The sequence below is a fragment of the Agromyces sp. ISL-38 genome (assembly GCF_018613935.1).
Taxonomy (GTDB): Bacteria; Actinomycetota; Actinomycetes; order Actinomycetales; family Microbacteriaceae; genus Agromyces.
The window spans coordinates 160,496-183,233 of sequence record NZ_JAGGPF010000001.1; the positions used below are offsets into that span (position 1 = coordinate 160,496).

At 70.3% G+C, this 22,738-nt stretch carries 23 protein-coding genes and 1 tRNA gene; 20 read left to right on the top strand and 4 right to left on the bottom strand.

Annotation, left to right across the window (positions count from 1 at the left end; genetic code table 11):
* Positions 1-61: 61 nt before the first annotated feature.
* The 13 genes from J7E25_RS00765 to J7E25_RS00825 all read left to right on the top strand — a co-directional run bounded on the left by J7E25_RS00765 (position 62) and on the right by J7E25_RS00825 (position 14,130).
* Complete coding sequence (locus J7E25_RS00765; RefSeq protein WP_214867019.1) at positions 62-1,966, top strand: VWA domain-containing protein; 1,905 nt, start codon at positions 62-64, stop codon at positions 1,964-1,966.
* A gap of 131 nt (positions 1,967-2,097) precedes the next feature.
* Positions 2,098-2,838, top strand: coding sequence for a sirohydrochlorin chelatase (locus J7E25_RS00770; protein ID WP_214867021.1), 741 nt, complete (start codon positions 2,098-2,100; stop codon positions 2,836-2,838).
* A gap of 262 nt (positions 2,839-3,100) precedes the next feature.
* Positions 3,101-4,843 (top strand): nitrite/sulfite reductase, encoded by a 1,743-nt coding sequence (locus tag J7E25_RS00775; protein WP_214867023.1) that lies wholly within the window; start codon positions 3,101-3,103, stop codon positions 4,841-4,843.
* Positions 4,840-5,583, top strand: coding sequence for a phosphoadenylyl-sulfate reductase (locus J7E25_RS00780; protein WP_308164278.1), 744 nt, complete (start codon positions 4,840-4,842; stop codon positions 5,581-5,583). Before J7E25_RS00775 ends, J7E25_RS00780 begins: the two co-directional genes overlap by 4 nt.
* Positions 5,580-6,593 carry a sulfate adenylyltransferase subunit CysD gene (cysD, locus tag J7E25_RS00785; protein ID WP_251038684.1) on the top strand — a complete coding sequence of 338 codons (1,014 nt, stop codon included), beginning with the start codon at positions 5,580-5,582 and terminating at the stop codon, positions 6,591-6,593. The genes J7E25_RS00780 and cysD overlap by 4 nt, the downstream gene beginning before the upstream one ends.
* Complete coding sequence (locus J7E25_RS00790) at positions 6,593-7,894, top strand: sulfate adenylyltransferase subunit 1 (RefSeq protein WP_214867027.1); 1,302 nt, start codon at positions 6,593-6,595, stop codon at positions 7,892-7,894. Before cysD ends, J7E25_RS00790 begins: the two co-directional genes overlap by 1 nt.
* Before the next feature lie 15 nt (positions 7,895-7,909).
* Positions 7,910-8,992, top strand: coding sequence for an ABC transporter substrate-binding protein (locus J7E25_RS00795; RefSeq protein WP_215007166.1), 1,083 nt, complete (start codon positions 7,910-7,912; stop codon positions 8,990-8,992).
* A 9-nt stretch (positions 8,993-9,001) separates the two neighbouring features.
* Positions 9,002-9,745 carry an ABC transporter ATP-binding protein gene (locus J7E25_RS00800; RefSeq protein WP_214867029.1) on the top strand — a complete coding sequence of 248 codons (744 nt, stop codon included), beginning with the start codon at positions 9,002-9,004 and terminating at the stop codon, positions 9,743-9,745.
* Positions 9,735-10,697, top strand: coding sequence for an ABC transporter permease (locus tag J7E25_RS00805; protein WP_214867031.1), 963 nt, complete (start codon positions 9,735-9,737; stop codon positions 10,695-10,697). The genes J7E25_RS00800 and J7E25_RS00805 overlap by 11 nt, the downstream gene beginning before the upstream one ends.
* The gene (cobA, locus tag J7E25_RS00810; RefSeq protein ID WP_214867033.1) at positions 10,694-11,449 is read left to right on the top strand and encodes a uroporphyrinogen-III C-methyltransferase; all 756 of its coding nucleotides are present in this window, start codon (positions 10,694-10,696) and stop codon (positions 11,447-11,449) included. The genes J7E25_RS00805 and cobA overlap by 4 nt, the downstream gene beginning before the upstream one ends.
* Positions 11,446-12,825 carry an FAD-dependent oxidoreductase gene (locus J7E25_RS00815; RefSeq protein WP_214867035.1) on the top strand — a complete coding sequence of 460 codons (1,380 nt, stop codon included), beginning with the start codon at positions 11,446-11,448 and terminating at the stop codon, positions 12,823-12,825. The genes cobA and J7E25_RS00815 overlap by 4 nt, the downstream gene beginning before the upstream one ends.
* Positions 12,822-13,151, top strand: coding sequence for a ferredoxin (gene fdxA, locus J7E25_RS00820; protein WP_214867037.1), 330 nt, complete (start codon positions 12,822-12,824; stop codon positions 13,149-13,151). Before J7E25_RS00815 ends, fdxA begins: the two co-directional genes overlap by 4 nt.
* Positions 13,144-14,130, top strand: coding sequence for an NAD(P)/FAD-dependent oxidoreductase (locus J7E25_RS00825; protein WP_214867039.1), 987 nt, complete (start codon positions 13,144-13,146; stop codon positions 14,128-14,130). Before fdxA ends, J7E25_RS00825 begins: the two co-directional genes overlap by 8 nt.
* A 24-nt stretch (positions 14,131-14,154) precedes the next feature.
* Here J7E25_RS00825 and J7E25_RS00830 read toward each other — a convergent pair whose 3' ends face one another.
* Positions 14,155-14,826 (bottom strand): TetR/AcrR family transcriptional regulator, encoded by a 672-nt coding sequence (locus J7E25_RS00830; RefSeq protein WP_214867041.1) that lies wholly within the window; start codon positions 14,824-14,826, stop codon positions 14,155-14,157.
* A 104-nt stretch (positions 14,827-14,930) separates the two neighbouring features.
* Between J7E25_RS00830 and J7E25_RS00835 the strand changes: the two genes are divergently transcribed.
* The 4 genes from J7E25_RS00835 to J7E25_RS00850 all read left to right on the top strand — a co-directional run bounded on the left by J7E25_RS00835 (position 14,931) and on the right by J7E25_RS00850 (position 17,939).
* Entirely contained in the window at positions 14,931-15,836 is a 906-nt protein-coding gene (locus J7E25_RS00835; protein WP_214867043.1) for a S9 family peptidase, read from the top strand.
* 89 nt (positions 15,837-15,925) lie between these two features.
* Positions 15,926-16,366, top strand: a complete 441-nt coding sequence (locus J7E25_RS00840) for a DUF6463 family protein (RefSeq protein WP_214867044.1) — start codon at positions 15,926-15,928, stop codon at positions 16,364-16,366.
* Between the two features lie 196 nt (positions 16,367-16,562).
* On the top strand, positions 16,563-17,435 hold the full coding sequence (locus tag J7E25_RS00845) for an SDR family NAD(P)-dependent oxidoreductase (protein WP_214867046.1): 873 nt from the start codon (positions 16,563-16,565) through the stop codon (positions 17,433-17,435).
* A 30-nt stretch (positions 17,436-17,465) separates the two neighbouring features.
* Positions 17,466-17,939: a MerR family transcriptional regulator gene (locus J7E25_RS00850; protein WP_214867048.1), complete on the top strand. Its 474-nt coding sequence runs from the start codon at positions 17,466-17,468 to the stop codon at positions 17,937-17,939.
* A 163-nt stretch (positions 17,940-18,102) separates the two neighbouring features.
* Here J7E25_RS00850 and J7E25_RS00855 read toward each other — a convergent pair whose 3' ends face one another.
* Together J7E25_RS00855 and dcd are read right to left on the bottom strand one after the other, a co-directional pair.
* Positions 18,103-18,789: a hypothetical protein gene (locus J7E25_RS00855; protein WP_214867050.1), complete on the bottom strand. Its 687-nt coding sequence runs from the start codon at positions 18,787-18,789 to the stop codon at positions 18,103-18,105.
* Positions 18,790-18,797: 8 nt separating this feature from the next.
* On the bottom strand, positions 18,798-19,403 hold the full coding sequence (gene dcd / locus J7E25_RS00860; RefSeq protein WP_214867052.1) for a dCTP deaminase: 606 nt from the start codon (positions 19,401-19,403) through the stop codon (positions 18,798-18,800).
* Between the two features lie 165 nt (positions 19,404-19,568).
* Between dcd and J7E25_RS00865 the strand changes: the two genes are divergently transcribed.
* The 3 genes from J7E25_RS00865 (at position 19,569) to J7E25_RS00875 (ending at position 22,159) form a co-directional block, all read left to right on the top strand.
* Positions 19,569-21,137: a glucoamylase family protein gene (locus J7E25_RS00865; RefSeq protein ID WP_214867054.1), complete on the top strand. Its 1,569-nt coding sequence runs from the start codon at positions 19,569-19,571 to the stop codon at positions 21,135-21,137.
* A gap of 76 nt (positions 21,138-21,213) precedes the next feature.
* A tRNA-Gly gene (locus tag J7E25_RS00870) sits at positions 21,214-21,284 on the top strand.
* A 368-nt stretch (positions 21,285-21,652) separates the two neighbouring features.
* On the top strand, positions 21,653-22,159 hold the full coding sequence (locus J7E25_RS00875) for a hypothetical protein (RefSeq protein WP_214867056.1): 507 nt from the start codon (positions 21,653-21,655) through the stop codon (positions 22,157-22,159).
* 85 nt (positions 22,160-22,244) lie between these two features.
* On the opposite strand, the gene J7E25_RS00880 is transcribed toward J7E25_RS00875, so the two are convergent.
* Positions 22,245-22,631: a hypothetical protein gene (locus J7E25_RS00880; RefSeq protein ID WP_251038685.1), complete on the bottom strand. Its 387-nt coding sequence runs from the start codon at positions 22,629-22,631 to the stop codon at positions 22,245-22,247.
* Positions 22,632-22,738 lie beyond the last annotated feature (107 nt).

A 22,738-nucleotide genomic window follows, 5' to 3' on the forward strand; every position in this document is an offset into this window, starting at 1 on the left:
CCGCGTCGGCCCGCGGCGCCTGCCGCCCGCCGACCGGTGACCCGCGCCCGGAGGCGGCCGCATGAGCGCGGGCGGCGTTCCGGGCCGGCGCGATCGGCGCCGGCTCCGGGAGGAACGACGTCGTCGTCGTCGCATCTTCTGGATCGCCATCGCCGCCGCGCTGGGCGTGCTGGTCGTCGCTGGCGGAGCGGCCACCGCGGCGCTCCTGTTGGGTCAGGGTGGGGCGGCAGAGGCCCCGAACACCCAAGCCGCAGCGCAGCCGATCGTCTTCCCCGATGACGAGCCCGCTGCGGCATCCGGAGCCGAGCCGTGCATCACGGTGAACGTGCTCTCCTCGCTCGAGAACGCCGAGATGGTGGCGAAGCTCGTCGAGGGCTACAACGCGCAACCCCGTGACATCGACGGCGCCTGCGTGACCGTCGTCGCGAAGGCCGACAAGTCGGGCCTCGCCGCCGCGGACGCCGCGGTGGGCTTCCCAGACGTCGCCGAACCCGCGAAGCCGACGGTGTGGCTGCCCGACGCGCGCTCGTGGATCTCGGTGGCACGTGACGCCGGCGGCAGCGCGAACGTGCCGAAGGAGGGCACGAGCGTCGGGGCATCCGACATCGTCCTGGCCATGCCCGACGCGCTCGCGTCCGCCATCGGATGGGACCAGAAGCCGCCGACCTGGAGCGACGTCTTCGCCGCCGCCGGAGACGAGAACGCCTGGAGCGACCTCGGACATCCCGAGTGGGGCGCGTTCAAGCTCGGCAAGACCAGCCCGCTCATCGCGAGCTCGGGCGAGGCCGCCCTGCTCGCCTCCTACGGTTCCGCCGCGGGCTCCGTGGCCAAGCTCACCGCCGACGAGATCGGCGACGCCGACGTCACCGACCAGGTCAAGCAGAACGAGCTCGCGACGAGCCACTACATGGCGACGCCAGAGCACTTCCTCTGGCACGCGCGCCAATCCGAGGACAAGGGCGGCTCCGTCGCCGACTTCCTGTCCGCCGTGATCGTCGACGAGAAGTCGGTCTGGGACTACAACCGCGGCATCACGAGCCGCGACGGCGTCACCCGCATCGAGAGCACTCCGCCCGCGGAGAAACTCCGGCCCATCTACCCGACCGACGGCTTCTATGTGGCCGACAATCCCGCCGTCGTGCTGACCGGCGCGTGGGTCGAGGACGACGAGAAGGCCGCCGCCGACGACTTCGTGCGCTTCGCCGGCACGAAGGAGGGCCAGCAGATCGTGCGCGACGCCGGCTACCGCGACCTGAACGGCGCGCTGAGCCCACTCGCCGAGGAGGTCGGGCAGCTCGCCGACGCACCGAAGGGCGCCCTGGAGTTCCCCGGCCAGAAGGTCGTCGCCGCGGTGCACGAGTCGTTCCCCGAGGTGCGCAAGCGCGCGGAGGTGCTCTTCCTCCTCGACGTCTCGGGGTCGATGGGTGATCCGATCGCGACCGGGCAGACGAAGCTCGCTGCGGCGAAGGATGCCATCACCAAGGCACTGGATCACTTCTCCGCCGGCGACGACGTGGGGCTCGCCGCGTTCTCCGCCGACGACGACGGTGCGATCACGCCGGGCATCGTGAGCCCGGTCTCCGACATCGGCGCCGGACGCGACGGCTTCCTGCAGGCGCTCGGCACGCTGCAACCCGTGGAGTGGACGCCGCTCTACTCCGCGGTCGACACGTTCGCGCAGCAGCGGGCCCAGAACTGGGATCCTGATCGCATCAACGCGATCGTGCTCCTCAGCGACGGCAAGAACGAGACGGCGAGTCCGACCGTCGACCCCGCGCAGATGGTCGCGGACCTCGACGCCCTGCACCACAGCACTCCGGTGCTCGTGTTCACCCTCGCCTACGGCGCCGACGCGGATGTCGCAACGCTGCAGTCGATCTCGAGCACGACGGGCGCCCATTACTACGATGCGACGGACCCCACCAAGGTCGGCGACGTGCTCGGCGACCTCGTGACGAGCTTCTGAGAATGACGTGCACGTGACGTCCGCGGCTCACTCCCGGCGCCCACGTCCTGTCTCGGTGAGATGGAGGCGCCCGACGTCACGTGATGACGCAGCAGAATGCATATGAGCGGGGAATTTGGCACCATGGGCGGATGACTGCACGGCCCCCTGCACTCGTCGGCATCTCGCACGGCACGTCCTCCGATGAGGGAAGACGGGCGGTGCGCGGCCTGCACGAGGCCGTCGAGGCGGCCGTGGCCGCGCGGCATCCGTCGGCTGCCTCCTCCGTTCGGCTCGGACACGTCGACGTCGAGCAGCCCGACGTGCCGGCGACGCTCGCCACCCTGGCGCCGGGCGAGCCCGCGGTCGTGGTGCCGCTCCTGCTCTCGGCGGGCTACCACGTGCACGTCGACCTCACCGAGGCCGTCGAGGCGGAGACCGACCGCACCGTCGTGCTCGCCGGCGCGCTCGGACCCGACGATCGACTCGTCGCCGTGCTCCTGCGCCGCCTGCACGAGGCGGGGCTCCGCGAGGGCGACCATGTCGTGCTCGCCGTCGCCGGGTCGAGCGACGTTCGAGCCGTCGAGCACTGCCGCGACATGGCCGCGAGGCTCGCCACGGCATCCGGCCGCGAGGTGGCGTTGGGCTTCCTGTCGGCCGCCCAGCCTGCGCTTCCCGACGCCGTTGCCACCGCCCGTCTGGCCGCCGACGACGGTGAGCGCGTCGTCGTCGCGAACTACCTGCTCGCTCCCGGCTACTTCGACCGCCTCGCCGTGCGCGCCGGAGCCGACATCACCGCGCGCCCGTTGCTGCTGCCGGATGAGCCGGCCCCGGCCGAGCTCGTCGACATCGTGCTCGATCGCTACGCCGCGGCATCCGCTCAGCTCGACTGAACTCGTCGACCGGTCAGGCCGGCCGGTCGCACCAGCCGGTTCAGCGGCCCGGAGTTCGTCCTCTACCGCGCGCCGCGCGTCTGCCTCGGCTTGCATTCTGCGCTGCGCAACCCCCGATGTCATTCGGGTCGCTCTGTGACGTAATGCGACACGACGTGACCGGGCATGACAACACGCATTGTCGGCACCCGCCGACCTCGCCTAGCTTCGAGCGAATACCACCGTTCGCGCACCCTGCGCCGGTTGAGGAAGGAGGAAGCCCGTGACGACCCCTACGACGACGGATGCCGCTCCCCAGCGCCCGGCCAGCACCGACCGTGGCAACCGCCCGCCGCGCCCCGCTTCTCGCCCGCACGGCCAGTGGAAGATCGACGGCACGACCCCGCTCAACGCCAACGAGGTGTGGAAGCAGGAAGACGGCGGCCTCGCCGTGCGAGAGCGCATCGAGAACACCTACGCCGCGGGCGGCTTCGCGTCGATCGACCCGACCGACCTGCACGGCCGGTTCCGCTGGTGGGGCCTCTACACGCAGCGCAAGCCCGGCATCGACGGCGGCAAGACCGCGACCCTCGAACCGCACGAGCTCGAAGACGAGTACTTCATGCTTCGGGTCCGCATCGACGGCGGGCAGCTCACGACCCAGCAGCTCCGCGTGATCGGCGAGATCTCCACTGAGTTCGGCCGCGACAGCGCCGACCTCACCGACCGGCAGAACGTGCAGCTGCACTGGGTTCGCGTCGAAGACGTGCCCGAGATCTGGCGGCGCCTCGAAGCCGTCGGGCTCGGCACGACCGAGGCGTGCGGCGACGTGCCCCGAGTGGTGCTCGGCTCCCCGGTCGCCGGCATCGCCGCCGACGAGCTCATCGACCCGACGCCCTCGATCGACGCCATCACCGAGCGCTACATCGGCATCCCCGAGCTCGCGAACCTGCCGCGCAAATTCAAGACCGCGATCACGGGCCACCCGAGCCAAGACGTCGTGCACGAGATCAACGACGTCGCCTTCGTCGCCGTGAACCACCCCGAGCTCGGGGTCGGCTACGACCTGTGGGTCGGCGGCGGACTCTCGACGAGCGCCCACCTCGCCGTGCGGCTCGGCACCTTCGTCGCCCCCGAGCTGGTTCCCGATGTCTGGTTCGGCGTCGCCGCGATCTTCCGCGATTACGGCTACCGGCGGCTGCGCAACAAGGCACGCCTCAAGTACCTCGTCGCCGACTGGGGGCCCGAGAAGTTCCGCGAGGTGCTCGAGACCGAGTACCTCGACGCCCCGCTTCCCGACGGCCCGGCCGCTCCGAAGCCGCGCACGCAGGGCGACCACGTGGGCGTGCATCGCCAGCACGACGGCCGCTACTACATCGGCGTCACGCCGTTCGTCGGCCGGGTCTCGGGCTCGAAGCTGACCGCCCTCGCCGACCTCCTCGAGCGCCATGGCTCTGGGCGCCTGCGCACGACCCCGCACCAGAAGCTCGTGCTCCTCGACATCGAGGAACGCGACGTCGAGCAGGTCGTCGCCGAGCTCGACGAACTCGGACTCTCGGCGCGGCCGAGCGTCTTCCGCCGCGGCACGATCGCGTGCACCGGCATCGAGTTCTGCAAGCTCGCGATCGTCGAGACCAAGCAGACCGCGACCGACGCCGTGCTCGCGCTCGAGGAGCGGCTCGCGGGCCTCGACCTGCCGCATCCGCTCAGCCTGCACGTCAACGGATGCCCCAACTCCTGCGCTCGCATCCAGACCGCCGACATCGGGCTCAAGGGCCAGCTCCTCCCCGACGGCGACGGCGGTCAGACGCCCGGCTTCCAGGTGCACCTCGGCGGTGGACTCGCGTCCGAGGATCGCGAGGAGGCCGGTCTCGGCCGCACGGTACGCGGACTCAAGGTGACCGCCGACGGCCTCGTCGACTACGTCGAGCGCCTCGTGCGACGGTTCCTCGCCGACCGCGATGCCGCCATCGACGAGACGTTCGCCGAATGGGCGCACCGAGCCGAAGAGGAGGCACTCCAGTGAGCGTGAGCCTGGCCCCCCGCGTCGCCGTGAAGCGCGACGCCGATACCCTGCGCGCGCTCGTCGAGTCGGGCAACGCGCTGCTCTCGCCCGAGGGCGGCCCCGAGGCATCCGCTGCCGAGGTCGTCGCGTGGGTGGCCGAGAACTTCTCGGCGGACGCCGCAGCGGTCGCGTGCTCGATGGCCGACGCCGTGCTGCCGCACGTGGTCGCGGGCCAGCTGCCCGGCATCGACGTGCTGTTCCTCGACACGGGCTACCACTTCACCGAGACCTACGTGACCCGCGATGAGGTGGCCCGCGCGCTCGACGTGCGCATCGTCGACGTGCTGCCGCGCCAGACGGTCGCGCAGCAGGACGCCGAGTTCGGCGCCGAGCTGTTCTCGCGCGACCCGGGCCAGTGCTGCGCGCTCCGCAAGGTCGCGCCGCTGCAGGAGGCCCTCGCGGGCTACGAGCTGTGGTTCACGGGCGTGCGCCGCGAAGAGGCGCCGACCCGCGCGAACACGCCGCTCCTCCAGTGGGACGAGCGCAACGGGCTCATCAAGGTGAACCCGCTCGCGGCCTGGACCTTCGACGAACTGCTCGACTACGCGGGCGCACACCAGGTGCCCGTGAACCTCCTCATGTCGCATGGCTACCCCTCGATCGGGTGCGCGCCCTGCACGAAGCCCGTCGCCGAGGGCGAAGACCCGAGGTCCGGCCGCTGGGCCGGCCTCGCCAAGACCGAATGCGGATTGCACCTATGACCGAGATCGTCACTGCCGGTGGTCGAGTAGCGCCGGAGGCGCGTATCGAGGCCACCACCAGCGTCAACGAAGTGGTTTCGATACGGCCGCAGGCGGCCTACTCAACCAACGGGCGGGCCGAACTCGACGCGCTCGACGTGCTCGAGTCCGAGGCCATCCACATCATTCGCGAGGTCGTCGCGGAGTTCGAGCGTCCCGTGCTGCTGTTCTCGGGCGGCAAGGACTCCGTCGTCGTGCTGCACCTCGCCGCGAAGGCGTTCTGGCCGGGACGCGTGCCGTTCCCGGTGCTGCACGTCGACACGGGTCACAACTTCCCCGAGGTCATCGCGTTCCGCGACGCCACGGTCGAGCGCCTCGGCCTGCGCCTCGAGGTCGCCGAGGTGCAGAGCTACATCGACGACGGTCGCCTCCACGAACGCGCCGACGGCACTCGCAACCCGCTCCAGACGCAGCCGCTGCTCGACGCGATCGCAGCCGGCCGGCACGACGCGGTCTTCGGCGGCGCCCGCCGCGACGAAGACAAGGCGCGCGCCAAGGAGCGCATCATCTCGCTGCGCGACGAGTTCGGCCAGTGGGATCCGCGCAACCAGCGCCCAGAGCTCTGGAGCCTGTACAACGGGCGCCACACCCCGGGCCAGCACGTGCGCGCGTTCCCCATCAGCAATTGGACCGAGCTCGACGTGTGGAGCTACATCGAGCGCGAGAACATCCCGCTTCCCGAGCTCTACTTCGCGCACGAGCGCGAGGTCTATCGTCGCGACGGCATGTGGCGCGCGGTCGGCGAGGTCTCGCCACCGCGTCCCGGCGAGACGGTCGAGCTGCGCACGGTGCGCTACCGCACTGTCGGCGACATGAGCTGCACCGGGGCCGTGGAATCGGATGCCGCCGACGTCGCCGACGTCGTGCGCGAGGTGGCCCAGTCCACGCTCACCGAGCGCGGCGCCACGCGTGCCGACGACCGCATCTCGGAGGCCGCCATGGAGGACCGCAAGAAGGACGGGTACTTCTGATGACCGGCACGCTGTTCCGCTTCGCGACCGCCGGCTCGGTCGACGACGGCAAGTCCACGCTCGTCGGCCGCCTGCTGCACGACTCGAAGGCGATCCTCGCCGACCAGCTCGAGGCGGTGGCGCGCACCTCAGCCGAGCGCGGGTTCGGCGACGGCACGGGCTTCGACTTCGCACTCCTCACCGACGGCCTGCGCGCCGAACGCGAGCAGGGCATCACGATCGACGTCGCCTACCGGTACTTCACGACGGGGGCGCGCAGCTTCATCCTCGCCGACTGCCCGGGCCACGTGCAGTACACGCGCAACATGGTCACCGGCGCGACCACGGCCGACGCCGTCGTCGTGCTCATCGACGGCCGCAAGGGCGTGCTCGAGCAGACCCGCCGCCACCTCTCCGTGGTCGCGCTGCTGCGAGTGCCGCACGTCATCATCGCGGTCAACAAGATCGACCTGCTCGGCTACGACGAGCAGGCGTTCATCGAGGTCGACGCCGACGTGCGCCGCGTCACCGCCGAGCTAGGCCTCGACGACGTGCACGTGCTGCCCGTGTCGGCGCTCGAGGGCGACAACATCGTCACGCGCTCGGAGCGCACCCCCTGGTACGACGGCCCCGCGCTCCTCGAACTGCTCGAGCAGCTGCCCTCGCTCGACGAGCTCGAGACCGAGCTCGACGCGTTCCGCCTCGCGGTGCAGCTCGTGCTGCGCCCGCAGGGAGGCCTGGCTGCGGATGTCGCGAGCGACCCCGAGCGCGCCGAGTCGTTCCGCGACTACCGCGCCTTCGCGGGCCGCATCGGCTCGGGCCGGGTTCGGGTCGGCGACCGCGTGAGCGTGTTCCCCTCGGGCATCGAGACCACCGTCGCGGGCATCGACCAGGCCGGCGCATCCCTCGACGAGGCGGTGGCACCCCAGTCGGTTGCGCTGCGCCTCGCCGACGACATCGACGCCGCCCGCGGCGCCGTGATCGTCGAGACGGGCACCCTCCCCGAGGGGCGCCGCGACGTCGACGCCGAGCTCTTCTGGCTCGACCCGCGGCCGCTGCTGCCCGGGGCACGCGTGCTCGTGAAGCACGGCACGGCCACGGTGCAGGCACTCGTGGCATCCGTCGACTCCAAGCGCGACCTCGACACGCTCGCCCATGAGCCCGCCGAGACGCTCGAGGCGAACGACATCGGCCGCGCTCGCCTACGTCTCGCGGCACCGCTGCCGCTCGAACCGTACGGGGCGAATCGGCACGCCGGCTCGTTCCTCGTGATCCACCCCGCTGACGGCCAGACCCTCGCCGCCGGCATCACCGAACAGTAGAAGGAGGCGACAACCGTGAACATTCGACCCACCCGCACCACCCTGACGATCACCGCTCTTGGAGTGGCGGCGATGATGCTCACGGGCTGCTCGGCCTCCGCGGGCGCGGCGTCCGAGACGGATGCCGCCTCCTCCGGGCCTGCCGACGAGCTGCGCCTCGGCTACTTCGCGAACGTCACCCACGCGCCCGCGCTCGTGGGGCTCGAAGAGGGCCTCTTCGCCGACGCGCTCGGCGAGACGAAGCTCAGCACGCAGGTCTTCAATGCCGGCCCCGCTGCCATCGAGGCGCTCTCGGCCGGCGCGATCGATGCCACGTACATCGGCCCGAACCCGTCGATCAACACGTTCATCCAGTCCAGAGGCCAGTCAGCGCACATCGTCGCCGGCGCGGCCACCGGTGGTGCTGCACTCGTCGTGCGCGACGGGATCGACTCGGTCGAGGACCTCGAGGGCACGACCCTCGCGACGCCGCAACTCGGCAACACGCAAGACGTGGCACTCCGCTCGTGGCTCGCCGACGAGGGCTTCGAGACCGACACCACGGGCGGCGGCGACGTGCACATCACCCCGACCGAGAACGCCCAGGCCCTCACCCTGTTCCAGCAGGGAGGCATCGACGGGGCCTGGCTGCCCGAGCCGTGGGTCTCCCGTCTCATCGTCGACGCCGGCGCTCACGTGCTCGTCGACGAGGCCGACCTGTGGGACGACGGCGCCTTCCCGACGACGGTGCTGCTCGTGCGTGCCGAGTTCCTGGCCGAGCACCCCGAGACGGTCGAGGCGCTGCTCGAGGGCCACGTGGCATCCGTCGCCTGGCTGGGCGACCACGCCGACGAGGCTCCCGCCGTGATCAATGCCGCGCTCGAGGCCGAGACGGGCAAGCCGCTCGCAGACGACGTCATCACCCGCGCGCTCGAGCACGTGACCTTCTCGGTCGACCCGCACGCCGAGACCTTCGAGACCCTCGTGAAGAACGGCCTTGCGGCCGGCACGCAGAAGGACGGCTCGATCGACGGGCTCTTCGACCTGCGCCTGCTGAACGGCCTCCTCGAGACCGATGGCGAGGAGCCGGTCTCCGCCGGCGGCCTCGGCGAGGAGTAGGAGCACCACATGAGCGGGCAGACGGCCATCCGCATCGAGCAGCTGGGCAAGCGCTTCGGCGCAGGACCCCTGGTGCTCGACGACGTGAACCTCTCGATCGAGGCGGGTGAGTTCGTCTGCCTGCTCGGCGCCTCCGGCTGCGGCAAGTCGACGCTGCTGAACCTCATCGCGGGTCTCGACCGACCCACCACGGGCAGCATCGACGTGCCCGCCGAGGGCGCCGCCGTCATGTTCCAGGAGTCGGCGCTCATGCCGTGGCTCACCGCCCGGCAGAACGTCGAGCTGGCGCTGCGCCTGCGCGGGGTGCCGCGCGCGGCTCGCCGAGGCGAAGCGCTCGAACTCCTCGACACGGTGAACCTTGCGGATGCCGCCGAGAAGCGCCCGCACGAGCTCTCGGGCGGCATGCGACAGCGCGTCGCCCTCGCTCGCGCCCTAGCCCAGGACCGGCCCGTCCTGCTCATGGACGAGCCGTTCGCCGCGCTCGACGCGATCACGCGCGACCTCCTGCACGAGGAACTCGAGCGGGTGTGGCGCCGCACCGGCCGCACGATCGTGTTCGTCACGCACAACGTGCGTGAGGCCGCCCGCCTCGGGCAGCGCGTCGTGCTGCTCTCGAGCCGGCCGGGCCGAGTCGCCGGCGAATGGCGCATCGCCGAGACCACCGGCCGCCGCATCGAGTCGCCCGAAGTCGCGGCGCTCTCGATCGAGATCACCGAGCAGCTCCGAAAGGAGATCCGCCGAAATGCCGCGTGACACCGCAGATCTACTGGTCGAGCCCGTCGAGACCACTGAGGCCGACCTGGCCTCGATACGGCCGCAGGCGGCCTACTCGACCACCGAGCCCGACGACTTCCGCAGCCTCGAAGCCGGCCTCGACCGGCTGCAGACCGACCCCGACCGCGCCCCGAGCGCGTGGAAGCGCTTCACCACGAGCGTCCTGCCGCCCATCGTCTTCGTCGTCGCGCTCCTCGTCGCCTGGCAGCTGTACATCGTGATCGCCCAGCCCCGTCCCGACCTCGCGCCCAGCCCGCTCGACGTCGTCACCGCGATCGGCCAGGCGTGGGAGTCGGGTCGCTTGCAGCTCGCCGTCACGACGAGTCTCGAGCGCGGCGTGCTCGGCTTCCTCGTCGCGGTCGTCGTCGGCACTCCGCTCGGGCTGCTTCTGGCCGAGGTGAAGCCGCTTCGCCGCGCGATCGGGCCGATCATCTCGGGTCTGCAGGTGCTGCCGTCGGTCGCGTGGGTACCGGCTGCGATCATCTGGTTCGGCCTCACGGATGCCACGGTGTACTTCGTCGTGCTCATGGGCGCCGTCCCCTCCATCGTGAACGGACTCATCGCGGGCGTCGACCAGGTGCCCCCGCAGCTGCGGCGGGTGGGCACGGTCCTCGGCGCGGGACCGGGACGTCTCGCGGCGCTGGTCGTGCTCCCCGCCGCCCTTCCCGGCTACGTCGCCGGCCTCAAGCAGGGCTGGGCGTTCTCGTGGCGTTCGCTCATGGCCGCCGAGATCATCGCGACCGGCGGCACGATCGGCTTCGGCGTCGGCTCCATGCTCGACCAGAGTCGTGAGCTCGCCGACCTCGCGGGCGTGCTCGCGACGATCCTCCTGATCCTCGCCATCGGCATCCTCATCGAACTCGCGTTCTTCGCCCCGCTCGAGCGACGCATGCTCCGACGCCGCGGTCTCCTCCAGGCGGGTGCGAAGTGAGCGCCGCCATCGCGGGCCGCGTGACCCTCGTCGGCGCCGGACCGGGCGACCCCGGTCTCCTCACCGTGCGGGGCCTCCGCGCCCTCGAGGCCGCCGACGTCATCGTGGCCGACCGGCTCGGCGCTCGCGCCGTGCTCGACGAGCTCGCGCTCGACACCCCGGTGATCGACGTGGGCAAGCTCCCCGGCCACCACCCGGTGCCGCAAGACGGCATCAACGAGCTGCTCGTCTCGCTCGCCCTCGAGGGCAAGCGCGTCGTACGTCTCAAGGGCGGCGACCCCTACGTGTTCGGCCGCGGCAGCGAAGAGGTCGCGTACTGCCGCGCTGCGGGCATCGATGTCGAGGTCGTGCCCGGCGTCACGAGCGCGATCTCGGTGCCGGCGATCGCGGGCATCCCGCTCACCCACCGCGGACTCGCCACCGCCTTCAGCGTCGTCACGGGCCACGAGCAGCTCCGCGAGCTCAGCGGCGGCCGCGACCACACGGTCGTGCTCCTCATGGGCATGAACACCCTGGCGAACTCAGCGGCCACCCTCGCCCGCGGCGAGCGCGGCCGCGACTGCCCCGTCGCGATCGTCGAAGACGGCTACGGACCCGGCCAGCGGGTCACGGTCGGTACCCTCGAGACGATCGCGGTGCAAGCGGCGCACCGCGGCATCCGCTCTCCCGCCGTGATCGTCGTCGGCGATGTCGTCACCCTCAGCCCCTACGCCCCCGAGGCCATCTCCAACCGAAAGGCACAACAGCCATGACCCTCCCGACCCTTCGCGTCGCGATCGTCGGAGCCGGCCCCGCCGGGATCTACGCCGGCAACATCCTGAACAACGCGGTGCGCGAGCGCGGCGGCGAGGTCGCGATCGACCTCTTCGAGTCGCTGCCCGCCCCCTACGGCCTCATCCGCTACGGCGTGGCGCCCGACCACCCCCGCATCAAGGGCATCGTGAACTCGCTGCACGAGATGCTCGATGCCGGCATCATCCGGCTCATCGGCAACGTCACCGTGGGCCGCGACATCTCGCTCGACGAGCTGCACGCGCACTACGACGCCGTGATCCTCGCAACGGGCGCGATTCGCGACGCCGATCTCGACATCCCGGGCATCGACCTGCCCGGCTCCTACGGCGCGGCTGACTTCGTCGCCTGGTACGACGGCCACCCCGACGTGCCCCGCACGTGGCCGCTCGACGCGACGGACATCGCCGTGATCGGCAACGGCAACGTCGCGCTCGACGTGGCCCGCGTGCTCGCGAAGCACCCCGAAGACCTGCAGTCGACGGATGTCCCCGCCAACGTCTACGCAGGCCTCGAGGGCTCGCCCGTCACCGACGTGCACGTCTTCGGCCGCCGCGGTCCCGCCGAGGTGAAGTTCACCCCGATCGAGCTGCGCGAGCTCGGCGAGGTGCCCGATGTCGACATCGTCGTCTCCGACGAGGACTTCGCGGGCGTGGATGCCGCGTCCGCTGCGAACAACCAGATCAAGGTCATGCTGCGCACGCTGCAGAGCTGGCGCACCCGCGAGGTGGGCAGCGCGTCGCGCCGGCTCCACCTGCACTTCTTCCACACGCCCGTCGAGGTCTTCGGCGAGGGACGCGTCGAGGGCATGCGCTTCGAGCGGAACGCCCCCGTCGGCGACGGATCGGGCGCCGTCGTCGGCACCAGCACGTTCGTCGACTACCCGGTGCAGGCGGTCTACCGCGCGGTCGGCTACTACGGCTCGCCCGTGCCCGGTGCCCCGTTCGACGAGCGCAACGGCGTCATCCCGAACGACGGCGGGCGCGTGCTCGACGCCGACGGCACGCCCGTGCCAGGCCTCTACGCGACCGGCTGGATCAAGCGCGGGCCCGTGGGCCTGATCGGCCACACGAAGGGCGACGCGATGGAGACGATCGCGAACCTCATCGAGGACCGCGACGCGCTGCCGGCTCCGACCGTCGTCGAGCCCGACGCGCTCCTCGGGCTGCTCGACGACCGCGGCATCCACTACACGACGTGGGAGGGCTGGCTCGCGCTCGACGCGCACGAGCGCGCCCTCGGCGAGACCGATGCCTTCGTGCGCGAGCGCGTGAAGGTCGTGCCCCGCGACGAGCAGGTCGGCATCTCCCGCGACGGCGCCCTGGTCGGCTCGTGACGTACGTCATCGCACTGCCGTGCGTCGACGTCAAGGATCGCGCGTGCATCGACGAGTGCCCGGTCGACTGCATCTACGAGGGTGAGCGCTCGCTCTACATCCACCCCGACGAGTGCGTCGACTGCGGGGCCTGCGAGCCGGTGTGCCCCGTCGAGGCGATCTACTACGAAGACGACCTGCCCGATGTGTGGGCCGATTACTACAAGGCGAACGTCGAGTTCTTCGACGACCTCGGCTCCCCCGGCGGTGCCGCGAAGGTCGGCATGATCGCCAAGGACCACCCCGTCGTGGCCGCGCTGCCCCCGCAGGCAGGCGACGATGACTGACACGGATGCCGCTGCGCCGGCCACTCCCGATTGGGACGTCGTCATCGTCGGCGGCGGGCCCGCCGGACTCTCCGCCGCGCTCAACCTCGTGCGTGCCCGTCACCGCGTGCTCGTGGTCGACGGCAACCGTCCGCGGAACGCCGCGACGCTCATCGCACACGGGTTCCTCACCCGCGACGGAGTGCCGCCGCACGAGTTGCGGCGCCTCGCGCGCGAGGAGCTCGCGGCCTATCCCGACGTGGAGGTGCTGCAGCGGCACACCGTGTCGGCGGTGCGGCGACTCGACGCGGATGCGCCCGACGCGGCTGTCGGCGCGCGCTTCGCGGTCGATCTGGCCGGGCCCGGTGCTGCGGCATCCGTGCGCACCGTCTCGACTCGTGCCGTGCTCGCCGCGAGCGGGCTGCGTGAGACGCTGCCCGCCCTGCCGAGCATCCGCGCCTACTACGGCATGAGCCTCTTCAGCTGCGCCGCGTGCGACGGCTGGGAGCTGCGCGACCAGCCGCTCGCCCTCATCGGCGAGAGCGACGACCTCTTCGCTCGCGCTCTGCTCGTGTCGCGCTGGTCGAGCTCGGTCACGGTGTTCACGAACGGCGTGGCCACGATCGACGAGTCGGATGCCGCAGCGCTCGCAGCCCGCGGCATCCGCGTCGACCGCAGGCCCATCGCCGACCTCGACGGCGATCGCGGAACCCTCAGCGCCGTGCGACTCGCCGACGGCGAGGTCGTGCCGGTGACGGCGGGATTCGTGCGGCCGCTGTGGCATCCGGCCGTCGAATACCTCGACGGGCTGGGGCTCGACACCGACGGCGACGGGCATCTGCTCACCGACGGATCGGGGCGCACCAACGCGGCGGGCGTCTATGCCGCCGGCGATGTCGCCGCTCCCGGACCGCAGCAGCTCATCGTCGCCGCGGGCGCGGGCGCGCGTGTGGCGGCCGTGATCACGCACGACCTGCTCGGGGTCACGACGGCGCACTGAGGACGGGGCCTGCTGGCCCGGGGATCAGCGGCGCGCCGCGACCGCCTCGTCGTCGACGTCGCGCAACTTCGCGATCACCTCGGGCGCACCGCCGAGTGACGTGAGGCGATCGGCGAGGCCGACGCGCGCGAATCGGTACGGCGTGGTCGAGCCGTGCATGACCGAGCGCGTGTTGGCCGCGTCGAGGAGCGCCGTGCACTCGAAGGCGAGCTGATCGGCGTCGTCGAGCGCGGGGAGTTCGCCGAGCTCGATCGCGTAGCGGAACGAGGCGGCGAGGTAGCCGCTCCAGTCGTCGAGCGCGCGTTCGAGGGCGTCGCGCACGTCGCCCGGCTTCGAGTCGAAGTCAGCCGCCGCAGCGGCGAAGAAGCAGCCACCCGGGAAGACGCGGTCGCGTGAGTAGGCGATCCAGAGGTCGAGGAGCGCAACGATGCGGCCGAGGCCGCGCGGCTCGGAACGCGCCGGCTCGATCACCGAGGCGACGAAGCGCTCGCGTGCCGCCTCCACCGTGGCGAGCTGCAACCGCGCCTTGCTGCCGAAGAGCGTCGCGACTCCGCTCTTGCTCACCGAGGCGGCCGTCGCGAGGCGCCCGATCGAGAGCCCGTCGAGGCCCTCGATGGAGGCCAGGTCGGCCGCGCTCGAGAGCACGGTGCGCCGTGAGGCGTCGCCACGCACGCGTCGGCCGTCGATTTCGTCCATGCCCTTCAGTTTACGCACGATCGTTCGTATAGTGTACGTACGACCGTTCGTATTGATTGAGAATGGCGCCGCAGCGCCCTTGCTTCCCCGGATCGGAGCCACCCATGCACCCCGCCATCACCGCCTCGCTCGCCGCCATCCGCGCCGCCGATCGCGTCTCACCAGAGCTCGCGGCGCAACTGGCGATGCCGCTCTTCATGAAAGTGCGACCGGCCCTCCCTGTGCGCCCCAGCGAGCGCGGAGTGCACGAGTCCGCCGCCCGCAGCCTGCTCAACATTCGCGGTCGCGACGTCGTCGCCTACGAGTGGGGCCACGGCCCCGAGACCGTGCTGCTGGTGCACGGATGGCGCGGCCGCGCCGCCCAGTTCGCGCCCATCGTGCGGGAGCTCCGGGCCGAGGGGTATCGACTCGTCGCCTTCGATGCGCCGGCGAACGGGGAGTCGGCGGGCCGGCGCACCGACATCCGCGACTACCTCGCCGCCATCGAGGCGCTGCAGTCACGCCACGGCAGGTTCCGCGCCGTGATCGGCCACTCGTTCGGCGGGCTCGCCGCACTCACCGCGGTGCGCGAGGGCACGGCAACCGGGGGCGTCGTCGCGATCTCGGGCATGGCCGACGCCCGCTTCCTCGTCGACTCGTTCGCCGGCCGCTTGGGACTCAGCGCGCCTACGGCCGACGTGCTTGCTCGCAAGTTCACCCAGCGCGTCATGCCCGAGCAACAGGATCCCTATGGGCGGTTCGACGCCGTGGCCACACCGCTCCCCGCCGACGTTCCGCTGCTCGTCGTGCACGACCGGGGCGACCGAGAGGTCGCCGCGAGTGAAGGCATGCGGCTGCACGCCGCCCACGGCGAGCGCTCCCGCCTGCTCGTCACCGAGGGCGCCGGCCACTCCCGCATCCTCGGAGCCGACGCCACCCTCGACGCGGTCACGGCGTTCGTGAGCGGCGGCATCGAGGCGCTCGATCGCGCGGGTCTCGCGCGAGCGGGTGTTGCGGCATCCGTCGCGTGACCTGAGGGAGCCCTCTCGCGGTCGGCGACCTCGGGCACATCCGCCGAACGGGTGATCTTTCGCTCGCGGGTATTTGCGATGATCACACCATGACGGCGACCGAAGCAGGACAAGCAGAACGCATGGTGAAGAGCGTCGGGCTCACTGCGGCCGGCGGCTGGGTGGCGATCGTCGGGGGTGTGATCCATCTCGTGCTGACGTCCGTCGCGCGCGCGGATGTCTGGCGCGACGTCGTCTCCGCCGGTTGGTGGAACACGGTGACGCTGCGGCCCGACGCTGATGAACTTCGGGTCGCCGAGGCGTTCTGGCTCAACTTGGGCAGTTTCGCCGTGCCGCTGCTCACGCTCGGGATCCTCGTGGTGTTCGCCACCAGGAGGGGCCACCGGGTGCCGGGGGTGCTCGGCTGGATACTGGCCGCTTGGGGCGTCGTGTGCGCAAGCCTGCTGCCGGTGTCGGGAGCCTGGCTGTTCATCGTGGTCGGCGTCCTGTTCGTGGCCGGCGACCGCGTTCGTGCCCTACGACCCGCTTGACGCGGGTCGGGGCTCAGAGTCGATCGGCCCCACCCGGAGGTCATCCGCGTCGAGTCGGATGCGGAGCCACAGGAACTGCTCGTGGTGTCCGCTCACAACAGCAGCGTGATGCCGGCGGGCATCAACGCCAGCAGGTGAACCGGACGCGGAAGCAGGGCTTGCCTTCGAGCGCACTCGAATCCGTAGCGTCAGGTGCATGAACGGAAACGAGACGCAGAAGACGTGGATCATCACCGGTGGCAGCTCAGGCCTCGGCCGGGCGCTGGTCGAGGCGGCGCTGGAGGCGGGTGAGAACGTCGTCGCCACGGCGCGGCGGCTCGAACGCTTCGACGGGCTCCGCGAGCGGTTCCCCGAGCGACTGCTCCCGCTCGCCCATGATGTTCGCGATACCGACGCAGCGGCAGAGGTGGTCGGCGGTGCGATCCGTCATTTCGGCCGCGTCGATGTGCTGGTGAACAACGCCGGCGCCGGTCAGGTCGGCGCCGCCGAGGAAGTGAGCGACGCAGAGCTTCGGGACATGCTGGCACAGCACCTGTTCGGCCCCGCCGCCCTGGTGCGCGCGGTGCTCCCGCACCTGCGTGCCGCTCGGTCGGGAGCGATCGTGCAGATGAGCAGCCAAGGGGGCAGAATGTCGTTCCCCGCGGTCGGCAGCTACTCAGCGGGCAAGTTCGCGCTCGAGGGCTGGTCGCAGGCGCTGGCCGGCGAGGTCGCCCCGTTCGGAATCCGTGTGCTGATCGTGGAGCCGAGCCGGTTCCGCACCGAGTTCAACGCGGGCGGGGTGCTACGGGCCGCCGCACTGAGCGCCGACTATGACGACGTGATCGGCGCAGTGCGGGCGAACATGGCGGATGCCGACGGCCTCCAGGAGGGCGACCCGGTGCGGGCTGCGTCGATCATCCGCCACGTCCTCGATGACCCGGATGCGCCGTTGCGGCTGCCGCTCGGAGCCGAGGCGGTACGCAACCTTTCGTCCACCTACCGGAGTTCCCTCGACGAAGTACGGCGCTGGGCTTCGCTGAGCGAGTCGGCCGACTTCCCGGGCGTCGCGCCTGCAGTGCGGGCCTTCTGACGACAGCAAGGCACGGATTAGGGTGTGCAGATGGCAACGAACGAGCTGATCGAGCGCCTGCTCGACACGACCGACAGCGACGCCTTCGAAGGTGTCGTCGACGCGCTTCACGCGCTCGACGACTCCACCTTCGAACCCGGCGGGTCGCCGAAGGGCGTCGCCGAAGCGGCCGCGCTCGTCGGCCTCTCGCCGCACACCCTGCGCTACTACGAGCAGGAAGGTCTCGTCCGGCCCGGCCGCAACAGCGCCGGCTACCGCGAGTACTCGGCGTTCACTCTGCGCCGTCTCGTCTTCCTCACCCGGATGCGCATGTCGGGCATGACCATGCACGATCTCAAGCGCTACATCGCCCTGGTCGAACGAGGCACCGAAACCGAAGCCGAGCGGCGGGAGATCATGCTCGCCCAGCGCGACCGCATCCGTCGACAGCTGCGTGAGCTCACCCTCGCCCTCGTCACCACCGAGTACAAGCTCCGCAGCTACGGCGGCCACCCCGACGGCTGAACGCGAAGACGCATCCGACGGAAGGCCGGATCGACGTTCGCCATGGCGCGCGTGAGCTGCGAAGCGCGCCGCGATCAGCTGAGCTCTGAGCCGGCGAGCGCGAGGACCGCCCGCGCGAGGGCGTACCTTGTCGTCATCGCGTCCCCCTCGCGGCGGCGAGTGGTCACGAACGGTCAGGTGACGCCGACTCCGACTCCGGGCGCGCCGACGAGAGCCAGAGCGCGACAGTGACGAGCGCCATCCACACGATGAACGCCGCGACACCGAATAGGGACCCTCTCGACTCGGGAGCCGACCCGAGAACCCCGAAGACGAATCCGAGGGCGAACACCGCCGCGGCCACGAGGCTTGCGAACCCGACCCATCGCCAGGCCAGGCGTCGCTGCAGGAACGCCGGTGCGATGCTCGCGGCGAGCGCGGCGCCGGCGAGCACGTTCGGGACGCGGGCCTGCAGACCGTCGAGCACCGCGATCACGCCGGGATCGGCGCCGTCTGCGGCGAACAGCGCGGTCTCGACCGCGGAGGAGACGAGACCCATGCCGATGAATACGCCTCCGGCGAGCGCGAAGGCCGTGGCGGTCACTGCTCCGCTATCGGCGCGCAGCACGACCACGAGCGGTGCGACGAACACGAAGCACGCGAGCAGTGCAGCGCCGAGGGCGATCTCACTGCCGAGCAGGGCCCCGCGCTGGGCGGCGATCCACTCGGCCAGCGCGGCCGAATCCGTGCTCGCCGGCCCGGCGCCCTGCAGCAGCCGATGCACGGCGTAGAGCACAACGAAGACGGTCGCGCCGATCGCCGACCACCGCAGCAGCGATGCGCGCTTTGCGCCTGCGGTCGGCCGCGGCATCCGCTCGCTCAACGCCCCTGCGCGCCGGCCTCGGTCACGCCGACATCCGAGCGGTGGAAGTTCTGGAACGAGCGCGACGCCGTGGGCCCGCGCTGCCCCTGGTAGCGGCTCGCGTACTCGGCCGAGCCGTAGGGCCGCTCGCTCGGCGACGACAGGCGGAAGAAGCACATCTGGCCGATCTTCATGCCCGGCCAGAGCTTGATCGGCAACGTGGCGACGTTCGCCAGCTCGAGCGTGACGTGCCCGGTGAAGCCCGGGTCGATGAACCCCGCCGTCGAGTGGGTGAGCAGGCCCAGGCGACCGAGCGAGCTCTTGCCCTCGAGGCGAGCCGCGACGTCATCGGGCAGGGTGACCGCCTCGAACGTCGAGGCGAGCACGAACTCGCCGGGGTGCAGGATGAACGCCTCGTCGGGACGCACCTCGATGAGGTGGGTGAGCTCGGGCTGGTCTTCGGCGGGGTCGATGAACGGGTACTTGTGGTTGTCGAACAACCGGAAGTAGCGATCGAGGCGCACGTCGATCGATGACGGCTGGATCATCCCCGGTTCATAGGGCGCGAGACCGATGCGGCCCTGGTCGAGTTCGGCCCTGATGTCGCGATCCGAGAGAAGCACGGTGCCAGCGTAGCAACGGCGTGCCGCGTCGATCTGCGGATGCGTCATCCGTCGACCCCCACGACGACCTCACCCCGACCTCGCGACAATACCTTTCATGTGGCAGGTTTTAATGCGACCCTGTCAGGACGACGTCCTGTCGAGGACGCGAACGAAGGAGTTCACATGCGATCGACCCTGCGCGCGATGACCATCACGGGAATGGTGGTGGCGCTCGCGGCACTCGCGATCCCGCCGACGGCCGCGTCCGCGTCGTCCGCCGCCGCCGCCGACGAGGGCGCAGCCCGCGGCGGCGCATCCGCCGACCGGGTGCTGCGCGGCTACGCCGCCGACACCTGGACCTCGCTCGTCGCCATGACCGACGACGAGACCGGGCTCGTCGCCGACAACATCGAGGGCGACCTCACCGCGGCGAGCGGCTACACGAGCCCGACGAACATCGGCGGCTACCTCTGGTCCACGGTCGTGGCGCGCGACCTGGAGCTCATCTCCAAGAAGGAAGCGCGCGAGCGGATGAGCACGACGCTCTCGACGCTCACGACGATGGAACGGGACGAGCCGAGCGGCATGTACTACAACTGGTACTCGCCGGCCGACGGCACGAAGCTCACGACCTGGCCGGCCAACGGCAGCACGGTGCATCCGTTCCTCTCGACCGTGGACAACGGATGGCTCGCCACCGCGTTGCGCGTCGTCGCCGGCGCCGAGCCGAAGCTCGCCGACGAAGCCGAGGCGCTCTACGCCTCGATGGACTTCGGCTGGTTCCACGACCTCGCTGCCCGCCCCGAGGTCGGCATCAACCGCGGCGGCTTCTGGGTCGAAGCGCCTCCGGGCTGCTCGGTGCCCGGCAACTACGGCGACGAAGGCCCCGACGTCTTCTACACCTGCCACTGGTACGACACGACGGTGAGCGAGTCGCGCATCGCCACCTACCTCGGCATCGCGAACGGGCAGATCCCCGCCGAGAGCTACTACGGCACGCTCCGCACGATGCCCGACCAGGGCTGCGGCTGGGCCTGGCAGGAGCAGAAGCCCGCGGGCGAGTGGCGCGAGTACCTCGGCGTGCCGGTCTACGAGGGCGTCTATGAATACCGCGACCTGAAGCTCGTGCCCGCATGGGGCGGCAGCATGTTCGAGGCGCTCATGCCCGACCTGTTCATCCCCGAGGCCGAGTGGGGTGCCGAGTCCTGGGCGGTCAACCACCCGGCGACCGTGCGCGCGCAGATCGAGCACGGGCTCGACGAGGCTGGCTACGGATACTGGGGCTTCTCACCGGCATCCGACCCATTCGCCGAATACCGCGAATACGGCGTCGAGGCGATCGGCATCAGCTCCGACGGCTACGCAAGCGACGTCGAGCGCACGAACGTCGACGCCGGATATGACGGATGCCGCGAGGCCACGAACCCGACGCCCGACTTCGGCGACGGCGTGGTCACGACGCACGCCGCGTTCCTCGCCCTCCCGTACGCGAAGGACGCGGTGCTCGAGAACCTCGACGGACTGAAGAACGAGCTTGGCGCCTACGGCCCGGGCGGGTTCTACGACTCCGTCGCCGTGGGCAGCGGCACGATCGCCGACCGGTACCTGAGCCTCGACCAATCGATGATCATGGGCGCGATCGGCAACGAGCTGCTGCGCAACCGCCTCAAGGCGTACTTCGTCGACGACGCGTTCGAAGATGCGATACGCCCGCTCGTCGAAGCTCTCGAGTTCGGGTCGGAGCTGCCGTAGCCGCTTGCGATCGGCGAACACAGCGCGGCCCGTCTTGCTAGCATGGTCACCGTGCATCCTGAGACGGATGCCGCGCGCGGATGTAGTTCAATGGTAGAACTTCAGCTTCCCAAGCTGATAGCGCGGGTTCGATTCCCGTCATCCGCTCTTCGCGAATTCCCTGATCAAGCCCTATTTTTGGTCGCGTCTCGAACACGCCGCTCGTTGCGGGCGAGGCGATGCGCTGAGGAACCAGTCCTCAATGGTTCCTGCGAACACGTTCACAGCCCTGATCAGGTCCTTCGCCTCCCACGGAGCCGCGGCTTTCAGTTGCAAAACCGCTTTCGTAGTCACTTAATAGTCACAAATTCCGGCTACGACCTTTCTTCGCGGTGCCCGCAGGTTACGGATGCTTCAGAGTGCGTCAGCTCGGAGCTCCGAACTCAGCTTCCGCAACGCGGGACATTTCCCACCCGGATCTGTCAACGACGGACGCACGTGCTGGCAGACTGGCGCAGATGAGCGGCGATGCAGAGATGGAGTCGGACGGCGTACTGGGCCTTCTCGTCGCTCGGGCACTCTGGATGGTGCAGGGCGACGCGGCGCCGACCGCGATCGATGCCGCCACGCGGGCGCTGGTTCAAGGCGTGGATAGCTCACCGCTCCGCGAGCTCGCGGGCGCAGCGACCGACATGAACGTGTTCGAGCTAGGCGCGCTGATCGACGCCGCCTTGAGCAGCGCCGGGATCGATGTCAGCGAGATGACCGAAGACCAGGCCCTGCAGCTCTCAGCGCGCCACTATGTCAGGTGCGTGCTCCGAGGCCAGATGTCAGCGCGCGAGTGCGCCGGCTGGGCGCACTCGAGGATCGGGCATGAGGGCCCTGACTGGGCTCAGGAACTCGTCGAGCTCGACGATGACTATGATTCCTTCAGCGGCGGCTGGGGTCACGAGCCGGACTGGGCGCAGACACTCGAACGCTTCCTCATCGCTTCCGAGGGAGTGGCAGACAGGTGGGAAGGGAACCGCCCGCCCGCTAGTTGACTCAGCAGAAGCGACCATCAACGGGCAAGCAACCCCCGGTCGCCCAAGGCGACCGGGGGCCATGTTGAGGATCCGTGGCTCGGTGTCACGCGGGTCGGGAGCGCAGTCTCAACCCGGACACGATGGCCATCACGGCGCCGACGAGCGCCGGGTAGCCGCTCGCTGCGCCGAAGGCCACCGCATTGAACGGATTCAGCCAATCCGAACCCGACGCCGACCATCCGATTCGTGCTGCCACAACGGCGACGACCACGAGGACGATGACAACGCCGGCCGTCAGGCCTACTACGGGCCAGCGCCACGCAATGGCGACCACGAGGGCGCCGACGAGGGCGATCAACGCCAGGGTCAAAGGATTGACCGTGAAGGGCCCAGGGACTTGCGCCGTCGCGACCACCGCGATGACGTAGTAGACCACGACGCCCGTGAGGACACCGAGTACCAACGACACGGCGATCTTGGAAACGCTCAATCGTGCACGACCCAACTCAGCAGGGGAATCCGATACGACCATCATGCATCCTTGTCACTGGGCGTCCATCCGGTCTCGTCGTCTTCCAATTTCAAGCGATCCAGCCA

Bases quoted from the DNA above. Each gene is read 5' to 3' on its own strand.
- J7E25_RS00840 (WP_214867044.1), top strand. From the start codon at position 15,926: ATGACGGCGACCGAAGCAGGACAAGCAGAACGCATGGTGAAGAGCGTC.
- J7E25_RS00800 (WP_214867029.1), top strand. From the start codon at position 9,002: ATGAGCGGGCAGACGGCCATCCGCATCGAGCAGCTGGGCAAGCGCTTC.
- J7E25_RS00815 (WP_214867035.1), top strand. From the start codon at position 11,446: ATGACCCTCCCGACCCTTCGCGTCGCGATCGTCGGAGCCGGCCCCGCC.
- J7E25_RS00875 (WP_214867056.1), top strand. From the start codon at position 21,653: ATGGAGTCGGACGGCGTACTGGGCCTTCTCGTCGCTCGGGCACTCTGG.
- J7E25_RS00825 (WP_214867039.1), top strand. From the start codon at position 13,144: ATGACTGACACGGATGCCGCTGCGCCGGCCACTCCCGATTGGGACGTC.
- J7E25_RS00770 (WP_214867021.1), top strand. From the start codon at position 2,098: ATGACTGCACGGCCCCCTGCACTCGTCGGCATCTCGCACGGCACGTCC.
- J7E25_RS00790 (WP_214867027.1), top strand. From the start codon at position 6,593: ATGACCGGCACGCTGTTCCGCTTCGCGACCGCCGGCTCGGTCGACGAC.
- J7E25_RS00865 (WP_214867054.1), top strand. From the start codon at position 19,569: ATGCGATCGACCCTGCGCGCGATGACCATCACGGGAATGGTGGTGGCG.
- cysD (WP_251038684.1), top strand. From the start codon at position 5,580: ATGACCGAGATCGTCACTGCCGGTGGTCGAGTAGCGCCGGAGGCGCGT.
- J7E25_RS00845 (WP_214867046.1), top strand. From the start codon at position 16,563: ATGAACGGAAACGAGACGCAGAAGACGTGGATCATCACCGGTGGCAGC.
- J7E25_RS00835 (WP_214867043.1), top strand. From the start codon at position 14,931: ATGCACCCCGCCATCACCGCCTCGCTCGCCGCCATCCGCGCCGCCGAT.
- J7E25_RS00830 (WP_214867041.1), bottom strand. From the start codon at position 14,826: ATGGACGAAATCGACGGCCGACGCGTGCGTGGCGACGCCTCACGGCGC.
- J7E25_RS00805 (WP_214867031.1), top strand. From the start codon at position 9,735: ATGCCGCGTGACACCGCAGATCTACTGGTCGAGCCCGTCGAGACCACT.
- J7E25_RS00850 (WP_214867048.1), top strand. From the start codon at position 17,466: ATGGCAACGAACGAGCTGATCGAGCGCCTGCTCGACACGACCGACAGC.
- J7E25_RS00855 (WP_214867050.1), bottom strand. From the start codon at position 18,789: ATGCCGCGGCCGACCGCAGGCGCAAAGCGCGCATCGCTGCTGCGGTGG.
- J7E25_RS00765 (WP_214867019.1), top strand. From the start codon at position 62: ATGAGCGCGGGCGGCGTTCCGGGCCGGCGCGATCGGCGCCGGCTCCGG.